This is a genomic window from Streptomyces sp. V3I7, from assembly GCF_030817495.1.
Classification (GTDB): Bacteria; Actinomycetota; Actinomycetes; order Streptomycetales; family Streptomycetaceae; genus Streptomyces.
The window spans coordinates 6,299,926-6,321,074 of sequence record NZ_JAUSZK010000001.1; the positions used below are offsets into that span (position 1 = coordinate 6,299,926).

Here is a 21,149-nt window from a genome sequence, read left to right on the forward strand (position 1 = left end):
CACGGGGAACGCGCGCGTGCGGGTATGCGTTCACGCCTCGCGCTGTCAATGTGATGTTTACCGCCTTCAGAAGGTTGTCGGCGCGCCCCTAACGTGGCGGCGTGGCAGCGCACGCGAGCGGCCGCCACGATGGTGTTGTCGCCGGCAGGCTGAAGGGGTCGAGGATGTTCCGCAAGGTGCTGGTCGCCAACCGTGGAGAGATCGCGATTCGGGCGTTTCGCGCCGGATATGAACTGGGCGCGCGGACGGTCGCCGTCTTCCCGCACGAGGATCGCAATTCGCTGCACCGGCTGAAGGCCGACGAGGCGTACGAGATCGGCGAGCCCGGGCATCCGGTGCGCGCCTACCTCTCGGTCGGGGAGATCGTGGACGCGGCGCGCCGGGCGGGCGCGGACGCCGTCTACCCCGGCTACGGGTTCCTCTCCGAGAACCCGGAACTGGCCCGTGCCTGCGAGGAGGCGGGCATCACCTTCGTCGGACCGAGCGCCGACACCCTGGAACTGACGGGCAACAAGGCGCGTGCCGTGGCCGCCGCCCGCGCCGCCGGGGTGCCCGTGCTCGGCTCCTCCGCGCCCTCCACCGACGTCGACGAACTGGTCCGGGCCGCAGGCGACATCGGGTTCCCCGTGTTCGTGAAGGCCGTCGCGGGCGGCGGCGGGCGCGGCATGCGCCGCGTCGAGGATCCGGAGCAGCTGCGCGAGTCCATCGAGGCGGCCTCGCGCGAGGCGGCGTCCGCGTTCGGCGACCCGACCGTCTTCCTGGAGAAGGCCGTCGTGGAACCGCGCCACATCGAGGTGCAGATCCTCGCCGACGGCGAGGGCGAGGTCATCCACCTGTACGAGCGCGACTGCTCGCTCCAGCGGCGCCACCAGAAGGTGATCGAGCTGGCGCCCGCGCCCAACCTGGACCCCGAACTGCGCGACCGGATCTGCGCCGACGCCGTCCGTTTCGCCCGCGAGATCGGCTACCGCAACGCCGGCACGGTGGAGTTCCTGCTCGACCGCGACGGCAACCACGTCTTCATCGAGATGAACCCGCGCATCCAGGTCGAGCACACGGTGACCGAGGAGGTCACCGACGTCGACCTCGTCCAGGCGCAGATGCGCATCGCCTCCGGCGAGAGCCTCGCCGACCTCGGGCTCTCCCAGGACACGATCAGCCTGCGCGGCGCGGCCCTGCAGTGCCGTATCACCACCGAGGACCCGGCCAACGGCTTCCGCCCCGACACCGGCCGCATCAGCGCCTACCGCTCGCCCGGCGGCTCCGGCATCCGCCTCGACGGCGGAACCACCCACGCGGGTACGGAGATCAGCGCCCACTTCGACTCGATGCTGGTCAAACTCACCTGCCGCGGCCGGGACTTCAAGGCCGCCGTCGACCGCGCCAGGCGTGCCGTCGCCGAGTTCCGCATCCGCGGCGTCGCCACCAACATCCCCTTCCTCCAGGCTGTGTTGGATGACCCGGACTTCCAGGCCGGGCGCGTGACGACGTCGTTCATCGAGCAGCGCCCGCACCTGCTCACCGCGCGCTCCTCCGCCGACCGCGGCACCAAGCTGCTCACCTACCTCGCCGACGTCACCGTCAACAAGCCGCACGGCGAACGCCCCCGGCTCATCCACCCCTCCACCAAGCTGCCCCCGCTCCCGGCCGGCGAGCCGCCCGCCGGCTCCCGGCAGCGCCTCGCCGAACTCGGCCCCGAGGGCTTCGCCCACTGGCTGCGGGAGTCACCCCTCGTCGGCGTCACCGACACCACCTTCCGCGACGCCCACCAGTCGCTGCTCGCCACCCGGGTCCGCACCCAGGACCTCCTCACCGTCGCCCCCGTGGTCGCCCGCACCCTGCCCGAGCTGCTGTCCCTGGAGTGCTGGGGCGGCGCCACCTACGACGTCGCCCTGCGCTTCCTCGCCGAGGACCCCTGGGAGCGGCTCGCCGCGCTGCGCGAGGCCGTGCCCAACATCTGCCTCCAGATGCTGCTGCGCGGCCGCAACACCGTCGGCTACACCCCGTACCCGACCGAGGTGACCGACGCCTTCGTGCAGGAGGCCGCCGCCACCGGCATCGACATCTTCCGCATCTTCGACGCGCTCAACGACGTCGGCCAGATGCGCCCCGCCATCGACGCCGTACGGGGGACGGGCACCGCCATCGCCGAGGTCGCCCTCTGCTACACCGGCGACCTCTCCGACCCCTCCGAGCAGCTGTACACCCTGGACTACTACCTGCGCCTGGCCGAGCAGATCGTGGAGGCCGGCGCCCACGTCCTGGCCGTCAAGGACATGGCGGGCCTGCTGCGCGCCCCGGCCGCCGCCACCCTCGTGTCCGCGCTGCGCCGCGAGTTCGGCCTTCCGGTGCACCTGCACACCCACGACACCTCGGGCGGCCAGCTGGCCACCTACCTCGCGGCGATCCAGGCGGGCGTCGACGCCGTGGACGGCGCCGTCGCGTCCATGGCCGGTACGACGTCCCAGCCGTCCCTGTCGGCGATCGTGGCCGCCACCGACCACTCCGAGCACCCCACCGGCCTCGGCCTGCGGGCCGTCGGCGACCTGGAGCCGTACTGGGAGAGCGTGCGCCGGATCTACGCCCCCTTCGAGGCGGGCCTCGCCTCGCCCACCGGCCGCGTATACGACCACGAGATCCCCGGCGGCCAGCTCTCCAACCTGCGCACCCAGGCGGTCGCGCTCGGCCTCGGCGACCGCTTCGAGGACATCGAGGCCATGTACGCCGCCGCCGACCGCATCCTGGGCCATCTGGTCAAGGTCACCCCGTCGTCCAAGGTGGTCGGCGACCTCGCCCTGCACCTGGTCGGCGCGGGCGTCTCACCCGAGGACTTCGAGGCGGCGCCGAACCGCTACGACATCCCCGACTCCGTCATCGGCTTCCTGCGCGGCGAGCTGGGCACCCCGCCCGGCGGCTGGCCCGAGCCGTTCCGCAGCAAGGCGCTTCAGGGCCGCGCCGAGGCCAAGCCCGTCGCGGAGCTGAGCAGTGAGGACCGTACCGGTCTGGAGAAGGCGCCGCGCGCGACCCTGAACCGGCTGCTGTTCCCCGGCCCGACGCGCGAGTTCGAGACCCACCGCCAGACCTTCGGCGACACCAGCGTCCTGGACAGCAAGGACTTCTTCTACGGGCTGCGCCCCGGCACGGAGTACTCCGTCGACCTCGAACCTGGCGTACGGCTCCTCATCGAGCTCCAGGCCGTCGGCGAGGCCGACGAGCGCGGCATGCGGACGGTGATGGCCACGCTGAACGGTCAGCTCCGCCCGATCCAGGTGCGCGACCGGGCCGCCGCCTCGGACGTGCCCGTCACCGAGAAGGCCGACCGCGCCAACCCCGGCCATGTGGCGGCCCCGTTCGCCGGCGTGGTGACCCTCACGGTCGCCGAGGGCGACGAGGTCGACGCCGGGGCGACCGTGGCGACCATCGAGGCCATGAAGATGGAGGCGGCGATCACCGCCCCGAAGGCCGGCCGCGTCTCGCGTCTCGCCATCAACCGGATCCAGCAGGTGGAGGGCGGCGACCTGCTGATCGAGCTCGCCTGAACGAGGCTCGAATCAACGGGGCTCGAATCGACGAGGCTCGAACGAACGACGGCACCGGCCCGAGGAGGGTGCCGGTGCCGTCGGCTGTGGGGGACGCCGAGGCGTCCTCAGGGGCGGGCCGGCAGCATGGCCCAGACCGTCTTGCCGCCGGGTGTGCGCCGCGTCCAGCCCCAGTGTTCGGAGAGGGCCTCGATGATGCGCAGGCCGCGACCGTGTTCGGCCAGCGGATCGGGCGCGTGGGGGTACACGGGTGGCTGGTCGCTGTGATCGGTGACCGCGCAGACGACGTGGGCGGCTCTGCGGGAGAGCCTCAGCCAGACGTTCGTCTCGTCGGCGGCGGCGTGGACCAGCGCGTTCGCGGTGAGCTCCGTGACGACGGTGACGGCGTCGTCACTGCGGTGGTCCAGCGCCCAGTCGGCCAGGGTGCGGCGGGTGAACTCCCGCACCTCGGCGAGGCCCGCTTCGTCCATGGCGACGAGGAGGTCGACGGACCGGGGTCCTTCGGTGGGGCGTACGTGGCCGCTGGACGAGCCGTCGCGCTCCGGCTGACGGGGCCAGTCGGTCCCCACTGCCCGTAAGGCCGCCCTGTGAGGAGGGCGGGGCGCTTCGCGTGCAGGTAAGGACACGGCCACTCCCCGATGCGACGTCAGGACGGGGCGCCCCAACTGCCTTGGGCGCCACGGCTATTATCCACACTGACGGCGCCGCCCGTGCAATTTCACAGGAAATTGCACGGACAAGATGAGCAAGGAGAGAGCGGTGGCATCAGTACCCAACGGAGTGCGGGCGAGTTCGCTGGACGCCCGATGGATCACCACCCGGCGCGGCAGCGCCGAGGGCGACTGCGTCGAGGTGGCGCCCCTGACCGACGGAGGCATCGCGGTACGCAACTCACGCGACCCCGACGGTCCCGCCCTCGTCTACACGCGGTCCGAGGTGCGGGCGTTCCTGGCCGGGGCGAAGGACGGCGAGTTCGACCACCTGCTGTGAGAGCTGTGAGAGCTGTGAGCTGCTGTGAGAGCTGTGAGACGGGATCCGGGTCCCGGCGGCGGCCGCCCGTGTCGGGCGGCCGCGCGGCGAGACCGTGGGCCGGGGGAGGGACCCGCTAGCGGAGGCGGGCCACTCCGCCGAACTCGATCCACTCCATGGTCTGCTGACGGGGCGTCACCTCGGTGTCGGGGCGCCACGTGGACACCTCCACCAGCCCCGGTTCGAGGACGTCCATGCCCTCGAACAGCGCCTCCATGTCCTTCTCCTGCCGGACGCGGCCCCAGTGTCCCTGCGTGGCCTGGTCCATGAAGTCGGTGACGAAGTCGCGGACCTCGGGGTCCTCGCTGACCAGCTGACACATCAGCAGGTAGCTGCCGGGCACCAGCCGTTCCGACACGCGGCGCACCAGGGCCGGCGGGCCGTCCGTCTCGCTGTCCGGGATGCAGTGGAAGACCGAGTTGAAGAGCACCGCGACCGGCTGCGAGAAGTCGATCAGCCGCTGGGTGTCGGGGTGGGAGAAGATCGTCTCCGTGTCGCGCATGTCGGCGTGGATGACCGCCGTACGGTCGTTCTGGTCCAGCAGCGCGCGGCCGTGCACCAGCACCATCGGGTCGTTGTCGACGTACACGACGCGCGACTCGGGGGCGATCTGCTGGGCGACCTGGTGCACGTTGTTCTGGGTGGGCAGACCGGACCCGTGGTCGAGGAACTGCCTTATCCCGTAGTCCTCCGCGAGGACCTTGACCGCACGCTGCAGGAAGCGGCGGTTGTTCAGGGCCAGGGCACGGGTGCTGGGGACGACCTTGTCCAGCTCCTCGCAGGCCGCGCGGTCGGCCGAGTAGTTGTCCTTGCCGCCCAGGTAGTAGTCGTACATACGAGCCGCCGTCGGGACGGTCGCGTCGATTTTCGTGGACAGCTCATTACCAGGCTGCATGTCTCCCCCAGCTCCGAGCGGAGTCGAGCTAAGCGGCCCGACTGGCAACACATACTAGGGAAAAGGAAGTTACCCCTGCCAGGGCTTGATCGGAATCGGTTCAGGGCGCGATGAACAGCGCGGGGAAGCGGGGCGCGAGCCACGGCCTGCGCCCCCAGGCCAGCACATGGCCGCGCGCGAGCGCCTGCCAGGGACCCTGCCGGCCCAGCGCCATGAGCAGGAACGCGACGGGCTCGGTGAGGACGGTGCAGTCCGGACGGTCCACCAGCTCCGGGCTCACCTCGACCGCACCGCCGGCGAACGTCACGCCGAACGCCGGACCGCCGCGCAGCCTGAGCGTGTAACGCGCGGTCACACCGGAGACGGCCGCGGCGTCGGCGACGCGCGGCATGGCCGACTTCAGGAACGGCAGGCACAGTTCGACGCGCGTGCGATCGATCATGTGCGGACGGCCCAGCGCGCGGGCGAGGTCGTAGCCGTGCCCCAGCATGTGGGTCAGGAGGTACGAGGCGAGAAGGGCGTGGTTCATGGGGCCGAGGGGCGTCATGAGCACCCCGTCGGTGGCTGTGGATGGGGTGTGATGGGCGGCCGTGGCGTCCAGCAACGCCTCGGCCTGCTCCACGATCATCGCCGCGAGGGGCTCGGCCGCACGCTCCTCGAAGACGTCGAGGCTCTCGGCGTTGGCCGCGGCCAGACTCTGCGGCGTCCCGTCGCCGTACGGACGCTCGTGCCCGGCCGCGATCTCGGCCATCAGCCGGTTGGCCAGCGCCAGATGCGCGGCCGCCTCACCGACCGTCCACTGCGACCCCGGTATCGGCCCGCTCGTGCCGGCCGCGCCGCGCAGCAGGGCGGCGATGTCCCCGGCCGTGCCGCGTATCGCCTCGCCGAGCCCTTCCGGCACGGTGCCCCTGTGGTCCCAACGCGCTTGCGCTTCCACCCCGACTGCCCTCTCCGCCTGCTGCGCCGCTGGTCGGGCGCGCGTAGCGCGGTACCCAACCAGACGGCAGGGGTGGGCCACAAGTCGTCGTCGGACGGGGACTTCAGGTGTGTTTCGGCTCGGACCGGTCCGCTACGGCTGCTCGTCCGCTACGGCTGCTGGTCCTCGAAGATCTCCTGCGCCTCGGCCTTGAGCGCCTGGGCGCTCAGCGCCTTCTCCCGGCGGTCGACGATGGCGAAGGCGGCCACCGCGGCGCCCGCGAGCGCGAGCAGGACCATCGGGGGACGGTTGAGGCGGTGGTGGGTGGCGTGGTCGAGCGAGATACGGCCCGGACCGGCCAGACCCAGACCCGCGGCCATGAAGCCGAGGTAGGCCGGGTACTCGTAGCCGCCGGCGGTGGCGAAGAAGCCCGCCTTGCGGTGCACCGCGACCGCGCCGGCCATGGCCCCGGCCGCCGCCGCGCCCGCGACCGGCGTGGCGACGCCGAGCGCGAGCAGCAGGCCGCCGCCCGCCTCACCGGCGCCCGCCGCGATCGCGGCCGGCTTGCCGGGGTGGAAGCCCATCGACTCCATCGCATTCGCCGTGGCATCGATGCCGTGACCGCCGAACCAGCCGAACAGCTTCTGCGTGCCGTGCACGAACAGCACGCCGCTGGTACCGAGGCGCATAGCCAGCAGTCCGAGATCCTTGCGGGAGAGGTGGGCCATGGCGAGGTCCTTCCGTGAACCGGAGACGTGGATCGAACGATCTGTTCCAGTGTTCGGCCCCGGTGGGCCGTCCGCCGCTCGGACTGGGCCAGACAGGGCCTCGCCCCAGCGCGTTCCGAGGCGGCCGGCGCCCTCACGCGCACGGCCGGCGCCCTCACACGCGCGGGTCGGGCGCCGTCGTCAGAAACCGTCCGCGGTCCACGATCGCGCGGTCGATCTCGCCCTGCGCGACGATCCCTCCCGCGCTGTCGACGGCCCGCACGGCGAACGTGAGCCGACGGCCCGCCGCCGAGGCCGGCGGCTCGGCCGTCACCTCCACGCTACCGCCCACCCGGGTGGGCCGCAGATGCTCGATGCGGACCGCGGTTCCCACCGTCGTCTGGCCCGTCGTGGTGAACGGGGCGGCGGCCCGTACGGTCGCCGCCTCCATCCAGGCGATCAGCCGCGGGGTGGACAGGACGGGTACGTCGCCGCTGCCCACCGTCACGGCGGTGTCGGCGTCGGTCACTTCATGGATCATCAGGCCACGCTAGCGACCCGGTGACGCCGTCACGAGTCCTGCTTCTCCTCCTTGGTGTCGCCGGGGCGCACGCTGACCTCCAGCGCGCCGTCCGCCACGTCGGCCACGATGGTGTCGCCCTTGTCGACCGCGCCCGAGAGCACCAGCGTGGCGATCCGGTTGTCGAGTTCGGTCTGGATCGTCCGGCGCAGCGGCCGGGCCCCGAACGCGGGCTGGTAGCCCCGCTCGACCAGGAACTTCTTCGCGGCCTCGGTGACCTCCAGCTCGAAGCCCTGGGCCCGCACCCGGCGCCGGCTGCGCTCCAGCAGCAGGTCGACGATGCGCCCCAGGTCCTCCTGCGTCAGCGCGTGGAAGACGATGGTGTCGTCGATGCGGTTGAGGAACTCCGGCGGGAACTGCCCCTGGAGCACCGACATCAGCTGGTCGCGGATCTCGTCCACGTCGCCCTGGTGGGACAGGATCAGCTGCGAGCCGATGTTGCTGGTCAGGATCACCACCGTGTTGCGGAAGTCCACGGTGCGGCCCTGGGCGTCGGTCAGCCGGCCATCGTCGAGGACCTGGAGCAGCGTGTGGAAGACGTCGGGGTGGGCCTTCTCCACCTCGTCGAAGAGCACCACGCTGTACGGCTGGCGGCGGACCTTCTCGGTGAGCTGCCCGGCCTCCTCGTGGCCGACATAGCCGGGCGGGGAGCCGACCAGCCGGGAGACCGTGTGCTTCTCCTGGAACTCGCTCATGTCGAAGCGGATCAGCCGGTTCTCGTCGCCGAAGAGCAACTCCGCAAGGGCCTTGGCGAGTTCCGTCTTGCCCACACCCGTGGGGCCGAGGAAGAGGAAGGAGCCCACCGGACGCCCCGGGTCGCCCATGCCGGCCCGGCTGCGCCGCACCGCCTGCGAGATGGCGAGCACGGCCTCGTCCTGGCCGACGACCCGGTCGTGCAGGGCCTCCTCCAGCTTGAGCAGGCGCTCCTTCTCGCTCTCCGTCAGCTGTGAGACGGGGATGCCGGTGCGGCGGGAGACGATGTCGGCGATGTCGTTCTCGGTGACCGCGACGACGCCCTCGCGGCGCTCCTCGATCTGCGCGATCTCGTTCTCCAGCTCGGCGATCCGCTCCTTGAGCTCCTTGGCCCGGTCGAACTCCTCGCTGCTGACGGCCTCGTCCTTCTCGCGGCCCAGGCGGGCGAGGCGGTCCTCGCGCTCCTGCACCTCCGTCGACTTGCCGCGCGAGCGCAGCCGGACCCGGGCACCGGCCTGGTCGATCAGGTCGATGGCCTTGTCGGGCAGGAAGCGGTCGGCGATGTAGCGGTCGGACAGCTCGGCCGCCGCGACCAGCGCCTCGTCGGTGAACCGCACCTGGTGGTGGGCCTCGTAGGAGTCGCGCAGACCCTCCAGGACCTGGATGGTCTCCGCGACCGTGGGCTCGGGGACCTGCACGGGCTGGAAGCGGCGGGCCAGGGCCGCGTCCTTCTCGACGTACTTGCGGTACTCGTCCAGCGTGGTGGCGCCGACGACGTGCAACTCGCCGCGGGCGAGGGCCGGTTTGAGGATGTTGCCCGCGTCCATCGAGCCCTCGCCGCCGGAGCCGGCCCCGACGACGGTGTGCAACTCGTCGACGAACAGGATCACTTCGTCGGAGGCGGAGGTCACCTCGTCGATGACCTTCTTCAGCCGCTCCTCGAACTCGCCGCGGTACTTGGCCCCGGCGACCATCCCGGCCAGGTCCAGCTCGACGACCCGCCGGCCCTCCAGCGTCTTCGGCACGTCCCCGGCGACGATGCGCTGGGCGAGGCCCTCCACGATGGCGGTCTTGCCGACGCCGGGCTCGCCGATGAGCACCGGGTTGTTCTTCGAGCGGCGCGAGAGGATCTCGACGGTCTCCTCGATCTCCTCGCCCCGGCCGACGACCGGGTCGAGCCGCCCCGCCTTCGCCTCGGCGCTGAGATCACGGCCGTACTCGTCCAGGGTGGGCGTCTGGCTGGGCGCCTGTGGGGCCTCGGCGCGGGCCGCGGACTGCGCGCCGCGCGCCACCGCGTCGGTGTCCACGCCGAGGTTGCGGGCCACCACGCCCGCCTGGTCGTTGCTGGGATCCAGCAGTGCCTGAAGGATGTGTTCGGGCCCGATGTACGAGGCTCCGGCCGCCTGGGAGCGGGCGTGCGCGCCGATCAGGACACGCTTGGCCGCGGGGGTGAGGCCCGGCTGCGCGGAGGGCGTGCCGCTGCCCGCGCTCAGCGAACCCTCCAACTCCTTGGCCAGCGCGTCGGGATCGGTGCCGGCCCGGGCGAGCAGCGAACGCGCGGGCTCCACCTGGGTGGCCGCCCACAGCAAGTGCTCGGTGTCCAGGTCCTCGCTGCCGTCCTCGGCGGCCCGCTGCGAGGCGCGCGCGATGAGTTCGCGGGAGGAGTCGGTCAGCAGCCGTCCGACCGGGACGCGTTGGACGGCGGGCGGTGAGGACGCGGCGGATATGCCGAAGAAACGGTTGAGCAGATCGGAGAAGGGATCCGAGGGTTCGAAGGAACCGAAGGACCCGAAAGAACCGGCAGGCGGCATCGACATGCGAGACTCCCTCCACACAGCCCCCCTGTACGGAGCCCCAGGCTAAGCACACCCTCTCGGCGGCGTCAGCAAGATCGGCACAATTGGATTCCGCCACCGGGCGGTTCACCGTCAGCGCCGGTGGTGGAGCCGTTCCAGCAGGAGGTACGCGCGCTGCTCGGCGGAGGCGAGTGCGGCCGGGTCGATCCCGGCCGGCCACAGCTCCCCGGCCGCCGCGTCGTCGGCCTCGCGCAGCTCCACCACGGTCACGGCGAGACGCACCTGCACGACGGGAAGCGGACCTTCGGAAGGGTCGGCCAGCGCGCGCTCGGCCCGCTCCGACGCCTCCGTGCACGCGGCCAGCGCCCGCTCCACCCGGACCGCGGCGTGGTCGTGGACCACCAGCAGCGCGCAGGCCAGCCCGACGGCGATGCCCCACACACTGCCGAGCACCCGGTCGTGGACGAGGTCACCGGCGCGGGCGGGCGCGGCCAGGTCGCTCAGCAGCAGGGCCAGGGGCGTCACGAAGACGACGCCGAGGCCGTAGTTGCGGACCACGACGTACTCCAGCAGGAACTCCATCAGCACGATCACCAGGGCGAGTTCGACCGGTTCGGGGCCCGCGCCGAGGATGCCGAGCGCGAGCAGCAGCCCGACGACCGTGCCGAGGGTCCGCTGGACGGCGCGCTGCGCGGTGGTGCGTACGTTGACCGAGTGCAGGACGGCGGCGGCCGAGATCGCCGCCCAGTAACCGTGCTCCAGGCCGAGGACGACGGCCAGCCCGCCCGCCACCGCCGTACCGAGGGTCATGCGCAGCGCGGGAACGGCCAGCACCGCGCGGTGCCGTGCGCCCCCTGGCCTGCGGCCCACCAGCAGTTCGGCCGCGCGGCGGGCGGCCGGATCGGGCCGTGCCGCCGCCAACCGCGAGACACAGCAGACCGCGGCCTGCGCGGGCGGGACGGCGAGTTCGGGCAGGAGGGCGGGCAGCCTGCGGTGCCGGTCCAGGAGAAGCCGCGCCTGCTCACGCAAGTGCTGTGCGCGGGCGGCGCGTTCGGCCGCCGACAGCTGCCCCGAGCCGACCAGCAGCGACCAGGACAGGTCGGTCAGCCGGACGCAGGTCCCCTCGCGGCCGGCGGCCCGGTCCTCCGTTGGCGGGGCGATCCCCAGCGAGTCGTACGCCTGCAGGACGGCGACCGTCGCCCGGTGCCGGGCCCGCCCCGTCCCGCCCTCGGCCGCCTCCAGCAGCGCGGCCGACGCGCGCAGGGCGGTGGCCACCGCGAGTCGTTGCGGCCGGTCCGGGTGGACGAGGCGCCCGGAGACGGCCAGCAGCCAGGCCGCCGCCGCGCCCGCCGCGGCCAGGGCGGTCTGCGGGAGGACGTCGCCGAGCGCGGTCGCGTCGTTGGCGGCCACCGCGAAGGAGAACAGCAGCAGCACCGTGCCGAGCCCGCTCAACCGGGCCGCGTCGCAGACGTACTTCGCCACTCCGGCGACCACGGCCGTCGCCACGACCACCACGAAGGCGCCGGTGTCCGTCTCGTGCGGCCGGGCCAGGGCGGCGAGCGCCGAACCACCGCCCACGCACGCCGTCATGGCCAGCGCCACCACGGCGAGGACCCGCGCCCGGCGCGGATAGGGCAGGTTGCGGCCGAACGTCGTGGTGAAGGAGCCCAGCATCGCGTACACCGCGAGATCGGGGCGCCCCACCCATGCGGCGGGCAGCGCGACCAGCGCCATGGCGAGGGCCGCGCGCAGCGCGAAGACCACGGCGCCGTCGACCGGATGCAGGGCGAGAGCCCCGCGCGGGGACAGGACGCGCGTCATCGCCGCGACCGTGCGTCGCGATGTCTGACCGGGTATGGAGGGGACGTCGGGGCGCGAGAGGGGCATGGGCGGTATATATCACCTCGCCCCGGTCGGGTGCTTGATCGTTCAACTGACGTCCGGCGGCGCGTGGTCCACACCGGGACCACCCCTGTGACGTGCCGTCATGCCGCCCGGACCCCGAGGTGGCGCAGCGCGGACGCCGCCGCCCCCGCCCCGCACATGCCGTGCGCCCCGGGACCCGGGGGAGTGGCCGCCGAGCACACGAACACCCCCGGCACACCGGTGGAGTACGGATCGAGAGCGGCACGCGGGCCCAGGAGGAGCTGGGGGACGGTCTTGGCGCCGGTGATGATGTCGCCGCCCGCGAAGTTGGCGTTGGCCGCGGCGAAGTCGGCGGGCCGGGTGACCTGTCGACCCACGATCCGCTCGCGGACGCCGGGGGCGAACCGCTCCAGCTGACCCAGGATCGCCTCGGTCGCGTCGCCGTCGTAGCCGTGCGGGACGTGGGCGTAGGTGTACACGGGGTGGACGTCGCCCACCGACCGGCCGGGGTCGGCCAGATACTGCTGACCGACCAGGACGAAGGGGTGTTCGGGCATACGTCCCTCCGCCACCTCCCGCTCCGAGCGGACCACTTCGGCGAGCGGACCGCTCACGTGCACCGTTCCCGCGCGCCGCGCGTCCTCGTTCGTCCAGGGCACCCCGCCCTCGACGGCCAGGTCGAGCTTGAAGGCGGCCGGGGCGCGGCGGAAGCGCCGGTACGCGCGCCGTACCCGTGTCGGCAGCCGGTCGCCGTAGACGGCGGCGACCTGGCCGGGGTCGAGGTCGAGGAGGGTCACGTCGGCGGGCGGGATCTGCGCGGCGTCGGTGATGCGGACGCCGGTGCGGATCGTGCCGCCGTGTGCGCGCAACGCGCTCTCCAGCGCGCGGGCGATGGACTGCGAACCGCCCTCGGCGACGGCCCATCCCGCCGCGTGCCCGGCGGTGAGGATGCCGAGCCCGATCGCGGAGGTGAAGGGTCCGGTCAGCGGACGGAAGGCGTGGGCCGCGACCCCGGCCCAAAGAGCCTGTGCCTGCGGGGACTTGAAGAGGCGCGCGAGGACGGTCGCGGGCAGGGTGGTCGGCAGGCCGAAACGGGCGAGCAGCAGCGGGTGCGTCGGGACGCGCAGCAACGGGCCCATCATGTCCTGGGCGAGCGCGTCCCAGTCGCGGACCGACGGGGCGAACAGCGCCCGGTAGCGGCGGGCGTCGGGGCCCAGCATGCGGGCGGTCTCCTCGACGGAGCGCAGCAGGACCCCCGCGCTGCCGTCATCGAGCGGATGCGCGCAGTCCACCTCCGCCGACTTCCAGCGCAGGCCGTGCCGTTGAAGGTCGAGCGCGCGCATGGCCGGGGAGGTGACGGCCATCGGGTGGATGGCCGAGCAGTGGTCGTGCAGCAGCCCGGGGACGAGCGCCTCATGGCTGCGGGTGCCGCCGCCGACCTCGTCCGCGGCCTCCAGGAGCGTGACGTCCAGGCCCTCCTTGGCGAGGAGGGCCGCGGCGGCGAGCCCGTTGGGCCCGCCGCCGACGACGACCGCCGAGGTCATGACGCGGTGTCCATGGGCGGCACGGGCCGCGCTTGCCCTGCCACCGGCTGGAGCGGGTGCAGCGTCTCCACGTCGTAGACGGGGTAGTCGGGGCCGTCCGTGGGCCACGGCTGCCGCTCCAGCATGTCGTGGACCTTGACCTGGCCGCGCTCCAGCAGGCCGAGGGAGGCGTCGTGGATCTCGTACGCCTGAGTCTGCCGGTGGATGGGCTGGCCCTCCAGGCAGATCACCCGCACCTCGCCGGGCGCGAAGTCGCAGCGGGCCTGGACGGCGCGCAGCAGTTGGTCGTCGTGGAGGTGGCCCTCGCCGAAGTTCCAGCCGATGGCGAAGCCGGCGATCACTTCTCCCTCGACCCTGACGGCGTCGTCCTGGCCGTCGGCGATGCGGTCGACGAGGCCGTTGAGGGCACGGCCGTGCGCGTGCATGGACCTGAAGGCGTCCGCCTTGCTGATCGTGAGCAGAGCGGTGTCCGGGTCGTAGAGGGTCTCCAGCTGGTGGGCGGCCAGCCGCATCGACGTGGTCAGGCCCGCTTCCAGACGGTCCACGGCGTCACCGGTGAACACCCAGACGCTGGTGGCCCAGTTGCCGGCGTAATAGCGCATCGCGGGCAGGAAGGAGACGAGGTCGGGCCGGATGTTGCCGAGGAGGGGCAGCAGCACCAGGCTCGGCAGGATCACCGCGAGCAGCCAGGGCGACTGGAGGTCCCGGACAGAAAGGTCGCCGTGGGCGCCGAAGAGGTAGAACAGCGAGAAGATGAAGAAGATGTTCCACTCCAGCGGCACGCCCATGGGCACCGTCGACAGGATGTGCAGGTGGAAGACGGCCATGTAGATCAGGGCCGCCCACGTCCACCAGCCGCCGTCGCCGATGAAGACGAGGTAGAGCGGGACGAGGTACTCGGTGGCCGTGCCGACGTGCGCGAGCAGAAACGGCAGCTTCGCGGGGCGGATGTCGCGGGGGTGGTCGCGGTAGAAGAGCCGCTTCAGGCGGCGCGAGGGGATCAGGGGCGCGTTGCTCATCATCGTGGCCACCACGAACGGGAAGTGGTGGTTGAGCTTGGAGGTCGCCGCTCCCCACCAGATCGCCAGCATGACGAGCTTGAAGCCGATGAACTGGTCGTTGTACGGGAAGAAGAAGATCAGCAGTGACAGCCAGTACTGCTCACCGCGCGCCGCCAGGAAGATGGTCTTGTCGCGCAGGCCGAGGATCGCCACGGTCGCGATGAGCGGGACGGCCGCCGTCGGGTCGATGAGGCCCACGTGTCCGAAGCCCGTGATGCGGGTTCCGTCGCCGGGGCGGCCGAGCAGCCAGATGCCGGAGGCGAGGACGGCGGCGTACAGCAGGACGTCGACGACGCCGCGGCGGTCACCGCGGGTCAGTGGGACCTTGTCCGGCCACGGGGGAAGCCGGATGGTGTCCGGCCGCAGCCAGTACAGGACGGAGCCGATCGGCGGGTTGAAGCGGGAGGTGAGCGGGCCGGATCCGCAGCCCAGGCCGACGATCTCCCACAGGAGGGTGAAGACGATCAGCTTCTGGTAGACGATCGGCTCGGACCACCAGGCGGCGATGTCCGTCACCGGTCCGAGGCCGGGGGTCAGCGAGATGACGAGCGCTGCCCCGCCCATGTACAGCAGGCACTTGACGACGTAGAAGAGGAACACAGCGTAGGGGCTGCCGAAGCCGTGCTCCACCCAGTGACGGGTGAGGATCTCCAGGCGCTCGCGGCGCGGCAGGGAGCGGAAGGTGTCGGCTTCGACGGGAGCGAGCCGGGGTTTCATGAAGCCCATGAGGGTCACACCTTTGTGTCTCGTGGCGGCAGGGGACGGGCTCAGGCGGAAGGTACGAGCGCCTGCTGACGCAGCGTCGGCTTGTCGGTCTTGCCGACGGCGTTCTTCGGGACGGCGGGGACGACGAGGACCTCGACGGGGCGCTTGTACGGCGCGAGCCGCTCGGCGAGGAACTCGGTGAGCTCGCCGGGCGTGGCCGTCGCGCCGTCGCGCAACGACACGAAGGCGACCGGGACTTCGCCCAGTACGGCGTCGGGGCGGCCCACGACGGCGGCCTCCAGCACGGCGGGATGGTCGTGCAGGACGGTCTCGATCTCCTTGGGGTAGATGTTCTCGCCGCCCCGGATGATCATGTCCTTCACGCGGTCGACGAGGACCAGATAGCCGTCCTCGTCGAGCCGGCCGATGTCGCCGGTGCGCAGCCGGCCGTCCTGGATGGCCTTGGCGGTCTCCTCCGGCCGGCCGAGGTAGCCGCGCATCACGGTCGGCCCGCTGATGACGACCTCGCCGAGGCCGCCGTCGGTGACCAGTTCCCCGTCCTCGCCCATGATGGCGACGGTCTGGCCGGGCAGCGGGACGCCGACCGTGCCGGGCTTGCGCACGCCGTCCAGCGGGTTGCACGTCGAGGCACACGTCGCCTCGGACAGCCCGTACCCCTCGATGAGCTGGACGCCGTACCGCTTCTCGATCACCTCGATGAGCTGCGGAGGCATGGGCGCCGCACCGCAGATGACGAAGCGCAGCGAGGAGGTGTCCGGCTGCACCTCCGGCGGCAGGTTCGCGAACATCGCGTACATCGCCGGGACACCCGAGAAGAAGGTGGGGCGGGACTTCTCCAGGATGGTGAAGAAGCTGGAGGCGCTGAAGCGGCCCATGATGGTGGCCTGACCGCCGGCCCTGAGCGGCGAGAGGATGCTGACCACGATGCCGTTGACGTGGAACAGCGGCAGGATGAGCAGGCTGTGGGGGAGCTGGTCGTCCTCGCTCATCTTCATCGACTCGACCATCGCCGCGGTCATCGCGTCGAGGTTGCGGTGCAGCAGCTCGACGCCCTTGGGGCGGCCGGTGGTTCCGCTGGTGTAGATGACCAGAGCGAGGTCGTCCGCCCCGGCGTCCGGGTCCTCGGGCAGCTCGGGAAGGGCGGTCCGCGAGGGCGCCGGCGCGGCCAGCTCGTCCAGCGTCAAGACGGTGACCGAGTCGGGCAGTTCGGTCGCCGCCTCCTCGACGACGACGGCCTTCGCCCGGCAGTCCTGAAGCTGGTAGCGCGTCTCCACCGCGGTCAGGGCGGGGTTGACCGGGCTGAGCGCGGCCCCGAGCCGCCAGGCGGCGAACAGTGCCACCACCAGTTCGACCCGGTTGGTGAGCTTGACCGCGACGATGTCACCGGCGCGCACGCCGTGGCCGGCGAAGTGACGGGCGTACTGCTCGACCTGGTCCGCGAACGCGGCGTTGGACAGGACGCCGTGGCTGTCGTCGGTGAGGGCCGGGGCCTCGGGGGCTTGTTCGCGGCGCACGGCGGGCAGGCGGCTCAGGTTCATGGGGGGCTTCACCTCAGGGACGGCGAGGGGACGGATCCAGGTGAAGGTAGAGCCGGTCGTCCGGCAGGGGCGACGGCCGCGCGTCACAAGATCTTCGGCTCCTTTCGTGCCCCCGGCACAAACACAAGGGGACGGCGACGCCGTACAGTTCGGCCATGCCGACAGAACAGGCCCAGGTCGCTCAGCTGGTGGACCGTCTGGGGGCGGACCGGCACGAGATCGTCGCAGGCATGGTGCAGATGGTGCTCGGACAGATCAGCGACCTGGACCACGACGCCGCCACACGCTCCCTGCTGGAGGCGAGCATCGCCGAGAACGTCGTCGCCGCGCTGAACTTCCTCAAGCAGGACTTCGACGCCGACCTCCTGGAGGCACCGTCCTCCGCTCTGGCCTACGCCCGCGTGCTGGCCCAGCGCGACGTTCCCCAGTCCGCGCTCATCCGCGCCTACCGCATCGGCCACGCCCAGGTCCTCGACCACGCCCTCGGCTACCTGGACGAGGTACCGTCCGAACACCGCGCCTCGCTCGTCGTGACGATGGTCCGCCGCTCGGCGCAGTACATCGACCAGATCTGCGAGCAGGTCGGGCGCACCTACGAGCGCGAGCGCGAGCGGTGGGTGGCCAGCCAGGGCGGCGTCCGTCAGCACTGGGTCAACGAACTGCTGGGCGCCGGCGCGGTCGACCGGGCCGCCGCCGAGCAGGCCCTGCGGTATCCGCTGGACGCGGTCCACGTCGCGTGCAAGCTGTGGCCGGTCGGCCGGATGAGCTCCTTCGACCTGGTCACCGCCGTCGAGGACGTACGCGCGCACGCCGGTACGGTGCTGCGGGCCCGCGCGACCCTCGTCGTACCGACCGACGAACACGAGGCGCGCCTGTGGCTGGCGCTGCCCGCCTCGGGAGGCGTTCGACCGGAGGACCTGGTGCCACCGCAGGGCACCCTCCTGCACGCCGCCATCGGACGGCCCGGTGCGGACCTGGCCGGCTTTCGCGCCTCGGCGCGTCAGGCCGCCCGGGTCAAGGAGATCCTCGCCACCCGGCTGGGCAGCGCGCAGAACAAGGACGCCCAGGCCCGTCGCCCGCGCTGGGTGCACTATGTCGAGGTGGCCCCCGTCGCGCTGATGGCCAAGGACCTCGGTGCGGTACGGGACTTCGTGGCGGTCACGCTGGGGGAACTGGCGCAGTCCGGTACCCGCGGCGACACCCTGCGCGAGACGCTGCGGACCTTTCTCACCCAGCACCGCAGTCACGCGGCCGCGGCACAGACGATGAACCTGCACCGCAACTCGATCCAGTACCGGGTGCGGCAGGCGACGGCTCTGCTGCCGGACGGCGCCCGCAGCCTGGACGACGACTTCAACGTGCGCGTCGCGCTGCTCGCCGCGCACTGGTTCGGCGACGCCGTCCTGACCTGAACCCGGCCGTCGAACCGTACGGAAATGCCGCGCCCCCGCCGAGGAGTTCGGCGGGGGCGCGGCATGGTTCACGGGGCGCCGGGTGGTCCCGGGCGTCGGTGTGACCGGCTCCGGTCAGTGGTGCACCGGGGCCGGGATGTGCTGGGTACCGATGCGCTTGCGGAACACCCAGTAGGTCCAGCCCTGGTAGAGCAGGATCAGCGGGGTGGCGAACGCGGCGACCCAGGTGATGATCTTCAGCGTGTACGGGCTGGCCGCGGCGTTGCCCGCCGTCAGGCTCCAGGCGGCGTCCAGGCTGGAGGGCATGACCTCCGGGAACAGGGCCAGGAAGAGCATCGCGAAGGTGGCCACCACGGTGAGGCCGGAGAAGACGAACGCCCAGCCCTCGCGGCCGCGGCCGTTGAAGGCCAGCGCGATCAGCAGCGCCACCAGCGCGATCACCTCGGCGACCAGGCTGCGGGGGTTGCCCGTCTGGACCTGGGTCCAGGTCAGGACGGCCGCGACGAGGAGGAAGACCAGCACGCCCAGGCGCGTGGCCAGGGTGCGGGCCCGGCCGCGGATGTCACCGACGGTCTTCAGCGCCGCGAAGATCGCGCCGTGGAAGGTGAACAGCACCACGGTCATCACGCCGCCGAGCAGGGCGTACGGCTGGACCAGCTCGGAGATGCCGCCGACGTACTCCTTGTCGGCGCTGATCGGCAGGCCGTGGACCATGGCGGCGAAGAGCACGCCCCACAGGAAGGCCAGCACCAGCGAGGTGATGAAGATGGTCAGTTCCCAGTTGCGCTTCCAGGCGGTGCCGTTGCGCTTGGCCCGGTACTCGAAGGCCACACCGCGCAGGATGAGGCAGACCAGGATGACGAACATCGGCAGGTAGAAGCCGCTGAACATGGTGGCGTACCAGTCGGGGAAGGCGGCGAAGGTCGCGCCGGCCGCGGTGACCAGCCAGACCTCGTTGCCGTCCCAGACGGGGCCGATGGTGTTGAGCAGGACGCGGCGCTCGGTCTCCCCGCGGGCCAGGACCCGGGTCAGGATGCCCACGCCGAAGTCGAAGCCCTCGAGGAAGAAGTAGCCGGTCCACAGCAGGGCTATGACGAAGAACCATAGATCATGGAGGTGCACGGTCTCGGTCTCTCTGTATCAGTAGGCGAAGGCGAGCGGCTTGTCGGCGTCCTGTTCGGCGCCGGCCTCGGTACGCAGCTGCGGGTCCTTGGCGGGCGGCCGCTCCGAGGTGATCGGGCCACCGCCGGCGTACTTGACCAGCAGCTTGACCTCGACCACGGCGAGGATCAGGTAGAGCACGGCGAACCCGATGAGGGTGATCAGCTGCTCGGTGACCGAGACACCGGGCGAGACACCGTCGACGGTGCGCAGCAGGCCGACCACGGCCCACGGCTGACGGCCCATGGCGGTGAAGATCCAGCCGAAGCTGTTGGCGATCAGCGGGAAGGCCATGGTGAAGATGGCGGCCCGCCAGGCCAGACCGGTCAGCATCGGACCGAGCTCACGCTTGTTGGTGAGCATCATCCGGGGCACGTCGCACTCGCCGGTGTACTTGTCCGGGTGCACCCAGAACTTGCGCCGCGTCAGCCACAGGCCGGCCGCACCCAGCATGAACGACGTCATACCGAAGGTGATCATGGCCCGGAAGCCCCAGTACGTCACCGGGACGTTCGGCAGGTAGTCGGAGGGCTTGCCGCCGTACTTGGCCGCCTCGGCGGCCGCCGTGTCGTTGATGCCGGGGACCGCGCTGTGGAAGTCGTGGTGCGCCAGGAAGGACAGCACGCCCGGGACCTGGATGTCGACGACGTTGCGTCCCTGGTTCACGTCACCGATGGCGAAGGCGGAGAACGGGGCCGGGGCCTCGGTGTTCCACAGGGCCTCGGCGGAGGCCATCTTCATCGGCTGCTGCTGGAACATCACCTGGCCGAGGCTGTCACCGCTGATCGCGGTGCCGAGGCCGAAGATCACGGCCAGCGTCAGACCGACGCGCAGCGAGGTACGCATGGCCGCGACCTGCTTGTGGTCGTTCTTCTTGCCCGCGAGCTCGCGCCGCTTGGCGCGGAACAGGTGGATGGCGGAGATGCCGATGACGAAGGCCGCACCGGTCAGGAACGCCGCGGTGATGCTGTGGATGACGGTCACCACGGTGATCTTCTGGAAGAGCACGGCGGCGATGTCGGTCAGATGGGCCTTTCCGGAGGCCTTGTCGATCTGGTAGCCCACCGGGTGCTGCATGAAGGAGTTCGCAGCGAGGATGAAGTACGTCGACAGGATCGTTCCGATGGAGACGATCCAGATGCAGGCGCAGTGCAGCTTCTTCGGCAGCTTGTCCCAGCCGAAGATCCACAGACCGATGAAGGTCGACTCGAAGAAGAAGGCCAGCAGGGCCTCGAGCGCGAGGGGAGCGCCGAAGACGTCACCGACGAAGCGGGAGTACGCCGACCAGTTCATACCGAACTGGAACTCCTGCACCAGACCGGTGACGACGCCCATCGCGATGTTGATCAGGAAGAGCTTGCCCCAGAACTTGGTGGCATGGAAGTACTTCTCCCTCCCCGTACGGACCCAGGCCGTCTCCAGGCCGGCCGTGATCGCTGCCAGGCTGATCGTCAGTGGCACGAAGAAGTAGTGGTAGACGGTGGTCATGCCGAATTGCCATCGCGCGATGGTGTCCGGGGACAAGGCTGCTAGGTCCACGGCAGATTTCTCCTCACTCCACGGTGCCGCTCGCAAAAGCGGATATCTCCGCGATCGCCTACGTATGTGAATAATTCAGCAGCACACAGGAGTGGGTATATGTCGGCAATGGCACCGATATGTCGCATATGGTCGCGTTCGCACAGA

15 protein-coding genes are annotated in these 21,149 nt (G+C 71.3%); 3 read left to right on the top strand and 12 right to left on the bottom strand.

The genetic code is table 11. From position 1 onward, the window contains the following. Window positions 1–164 precede the first annotated feature (164 nt). Window positions 165–3,539, top strand: coding sequence for a pyruvate carboxylase (locus QFZ74_RS29165; RefSeq protein WP_307623832.1), 3,375 nt, complete (start codon window positions 165–167; stop codon window positions 3,537–3,539). Between the two features lie 107 nt (window positions 3,540–3,646). Here QFZ74_RS29165 and QFZ74_RS29170 read toward each other — a convergent pair whose 3' ends face one another. After that, window positions 3,647–4,108, bottom strand: coding sequence for an ATP-binding protein (locus QFZ74_RS29170; protein WP_307623833.1), 462 nt, complete (start codon window positions 4,106–4,108; stop codon window positions 3,647–3,649). A gap of 190 nt (window positions 4,109–4,298) precedes the next feature. Between QFZ74_RS29170 and QFZ74_RS29175 the strand changes: the two genes are divergently transcribed. Continuing rightward, on the top strand, window positions 4,299–4,529 hold the full coding sequence (locus tag QFZ74_RS29175; protein ID WP_307623834.1) for a DUF397 domain-containing protein: 231 nt from the start codon (window positions 4,299–4,301) through the stop codon (window positions 4,527–4,529). A gap of 115 nt (window positions 4,530–4,644) precedes the next feature. Here the strand turns inward: QFZ74_RS29175 and QFZ74_RS29180 are convergent, their stop codons facing one another. From QFZ74_RS29180 to QFZ74_RS29220, 9 genes are all read right to left on the bottom strand, one after another. Continuing rightward, window positions 4,645–5,463, bottom strand: coding sequence for an SAM-dependent methyltransferase (locus tag QFZ74_RS29180; RefSeq protein WP_307623835.1), 819 nt, complete (start codon window positions 5,461–5,463; stop codon window positions 4,645–4,647). Window positions 5,464–5,563: 100 nt separating this feature from the next. Continuing rightward, a complete protein-coding gene (locus tag QFZ74_RS29185; RefSeq protein ID WP_307623836.1) occupies window positions 5,564–6,364 on the bottom strand; it encodes a maleylpyruvate isomerase family mycothiol-dependent enzyme in 801 nt (266 codons plus the stop codon). Window positions 6,365–6,549: 185 nt separating this feature from the next. Then, window positions 6,550–7,107, bottom strand: a complete 558-nt coding sequence (locus QFZ74_RS29190; protein ID WP_307623837.1) for a DoxX family protein — start codon at window positions 7,105–7,107, stop codon at window positions 6,550–6,552. Between the two features lie 154 nt (window positions 7,108–7,261). Continuing rightward, complete coding sequence (locus tag QFZ74_RS29195) at window positions 7,262–7,627, bottom strand: thioesterase family protein (RefSeq protein WP_307623838.1); 366 nt, start codon at window positions 7,625–7,627, stop codon at window positions 7,262–7,264. 29 nt (window positions 7,628–7,656) lie between these two features. Further along, entirely contained in the window at window positions 7,657–10,176 is a 2,520-nt protein-coding gene (locus QFZ74_RS29200; protein ID WP_307623839.1) for an ATP-dependent Clp protease ATP-binding subunit, read from the bottom strand. Between the two features lie 111 nt (window positions 10,177–10,287). Then, window positions 10,288–11,976, bottom strand: a complete 1,689-nt coding sequence (locus tag QFZ74_RS29205; protein WP_307623840.1) for an FUSC family protein — start codon at window positions 11,974–11,976, stop codon at window positions 10,288–10,290. Window positions 11,977–12,140: 164 nt separating this feature from the next. Then, window positions 12,141–13,565 carry an NAD(P)/FAD-dependent oxidoreductase gene (locus tag QFZ74_RS29210; RefSeq protein ID WP_307623841.1) on the bottom strand — a complete coding sequence of 475 codons (1,425 nt, stop codon included), beginning with the start codon at window positions 13,563–13,565 and terminating at the stop codon, window positions 12,141–12,143. Next, on the bottom strand, window positions 13,562–15,352 hold the full coding sequence (locus tag QFZ74_RS29215) for a DUF3556 domain-containing protein (protein ID WP_307623842.1): 1,791 nt from the start codon (window positions 15,350–15,352) through the stop codon (window positions 13,562–13,564). The genes QFZ74_RS29210 and QFZ74_RS29215 overlap by 4 nt, the downstream gene beginning before the upstream one ends. A gap of 41 nt (window positions 15,353–15,393) precedes the next feature. Next, complete coding sequence (locus QFZ74_RS29220) at window positions 15,394–16,890, bottom strand: class I adenylate-forming enzyme family protein (protein WP_307623843.1); 1,497 nt, start codon at window positions 16,888–16,890, stop codon at window positions 15,394–15,396. Between the two features lie 155 nt (window positions 16,891–17,045). Between QFZ74_RS29220 and QFZ74_RS29225 the strand changes: the two genes are divergently transcribed. After that, window positions 17,046–18,302, top strand: a complete 1,257-nt coding sequence (locus QFZ74_RS29225) for a CdaR family transcriptional regulator (protein ID WP_307623844.1) — start codon at window positions 17,046–17,048, stop codon at window positions 18,300–18,302. 114 nt (window positions 18,303–18,416) lie between these two features. On the opposite strand, the gene cydB is transcribed toward QFZ74_RS29225, so the two are convergent. Together cydB and QFZ74_RS29235 are read right to left on the bottom strand one after the other, a co-directional pair. Next, window positions 18,417–19,424, bottom strand: a complete 1,008-nt coding sequence (cydB, locus tag QFZ74_RS29230; RefSeq protein WP_307623845.1) for a cytochrome d ubiquinol oxidase subunit II — start codon at window positions 19,422–19,424, stop codon at window positions 18,417–18,419. A gap of 18 nt (window positions 19,425–19,442) precedes the next feature. Continuing rightward, the gene (locus QFZ74_RS29235) at window positions 19,443–21,002 is read right to left on the bottom strand and encodes a cytochrome ubiquinol oxidase subunit I (protein WP_307623846.1); all 1,560 of its coding nucleotides are present in this window, start codon (window positions 21,000–21,002) and stop codon (window positions 19,443–19,445) included. Between the last annotated feature and the right edge of the window lie 147 nt (window positions 21,003–21,149).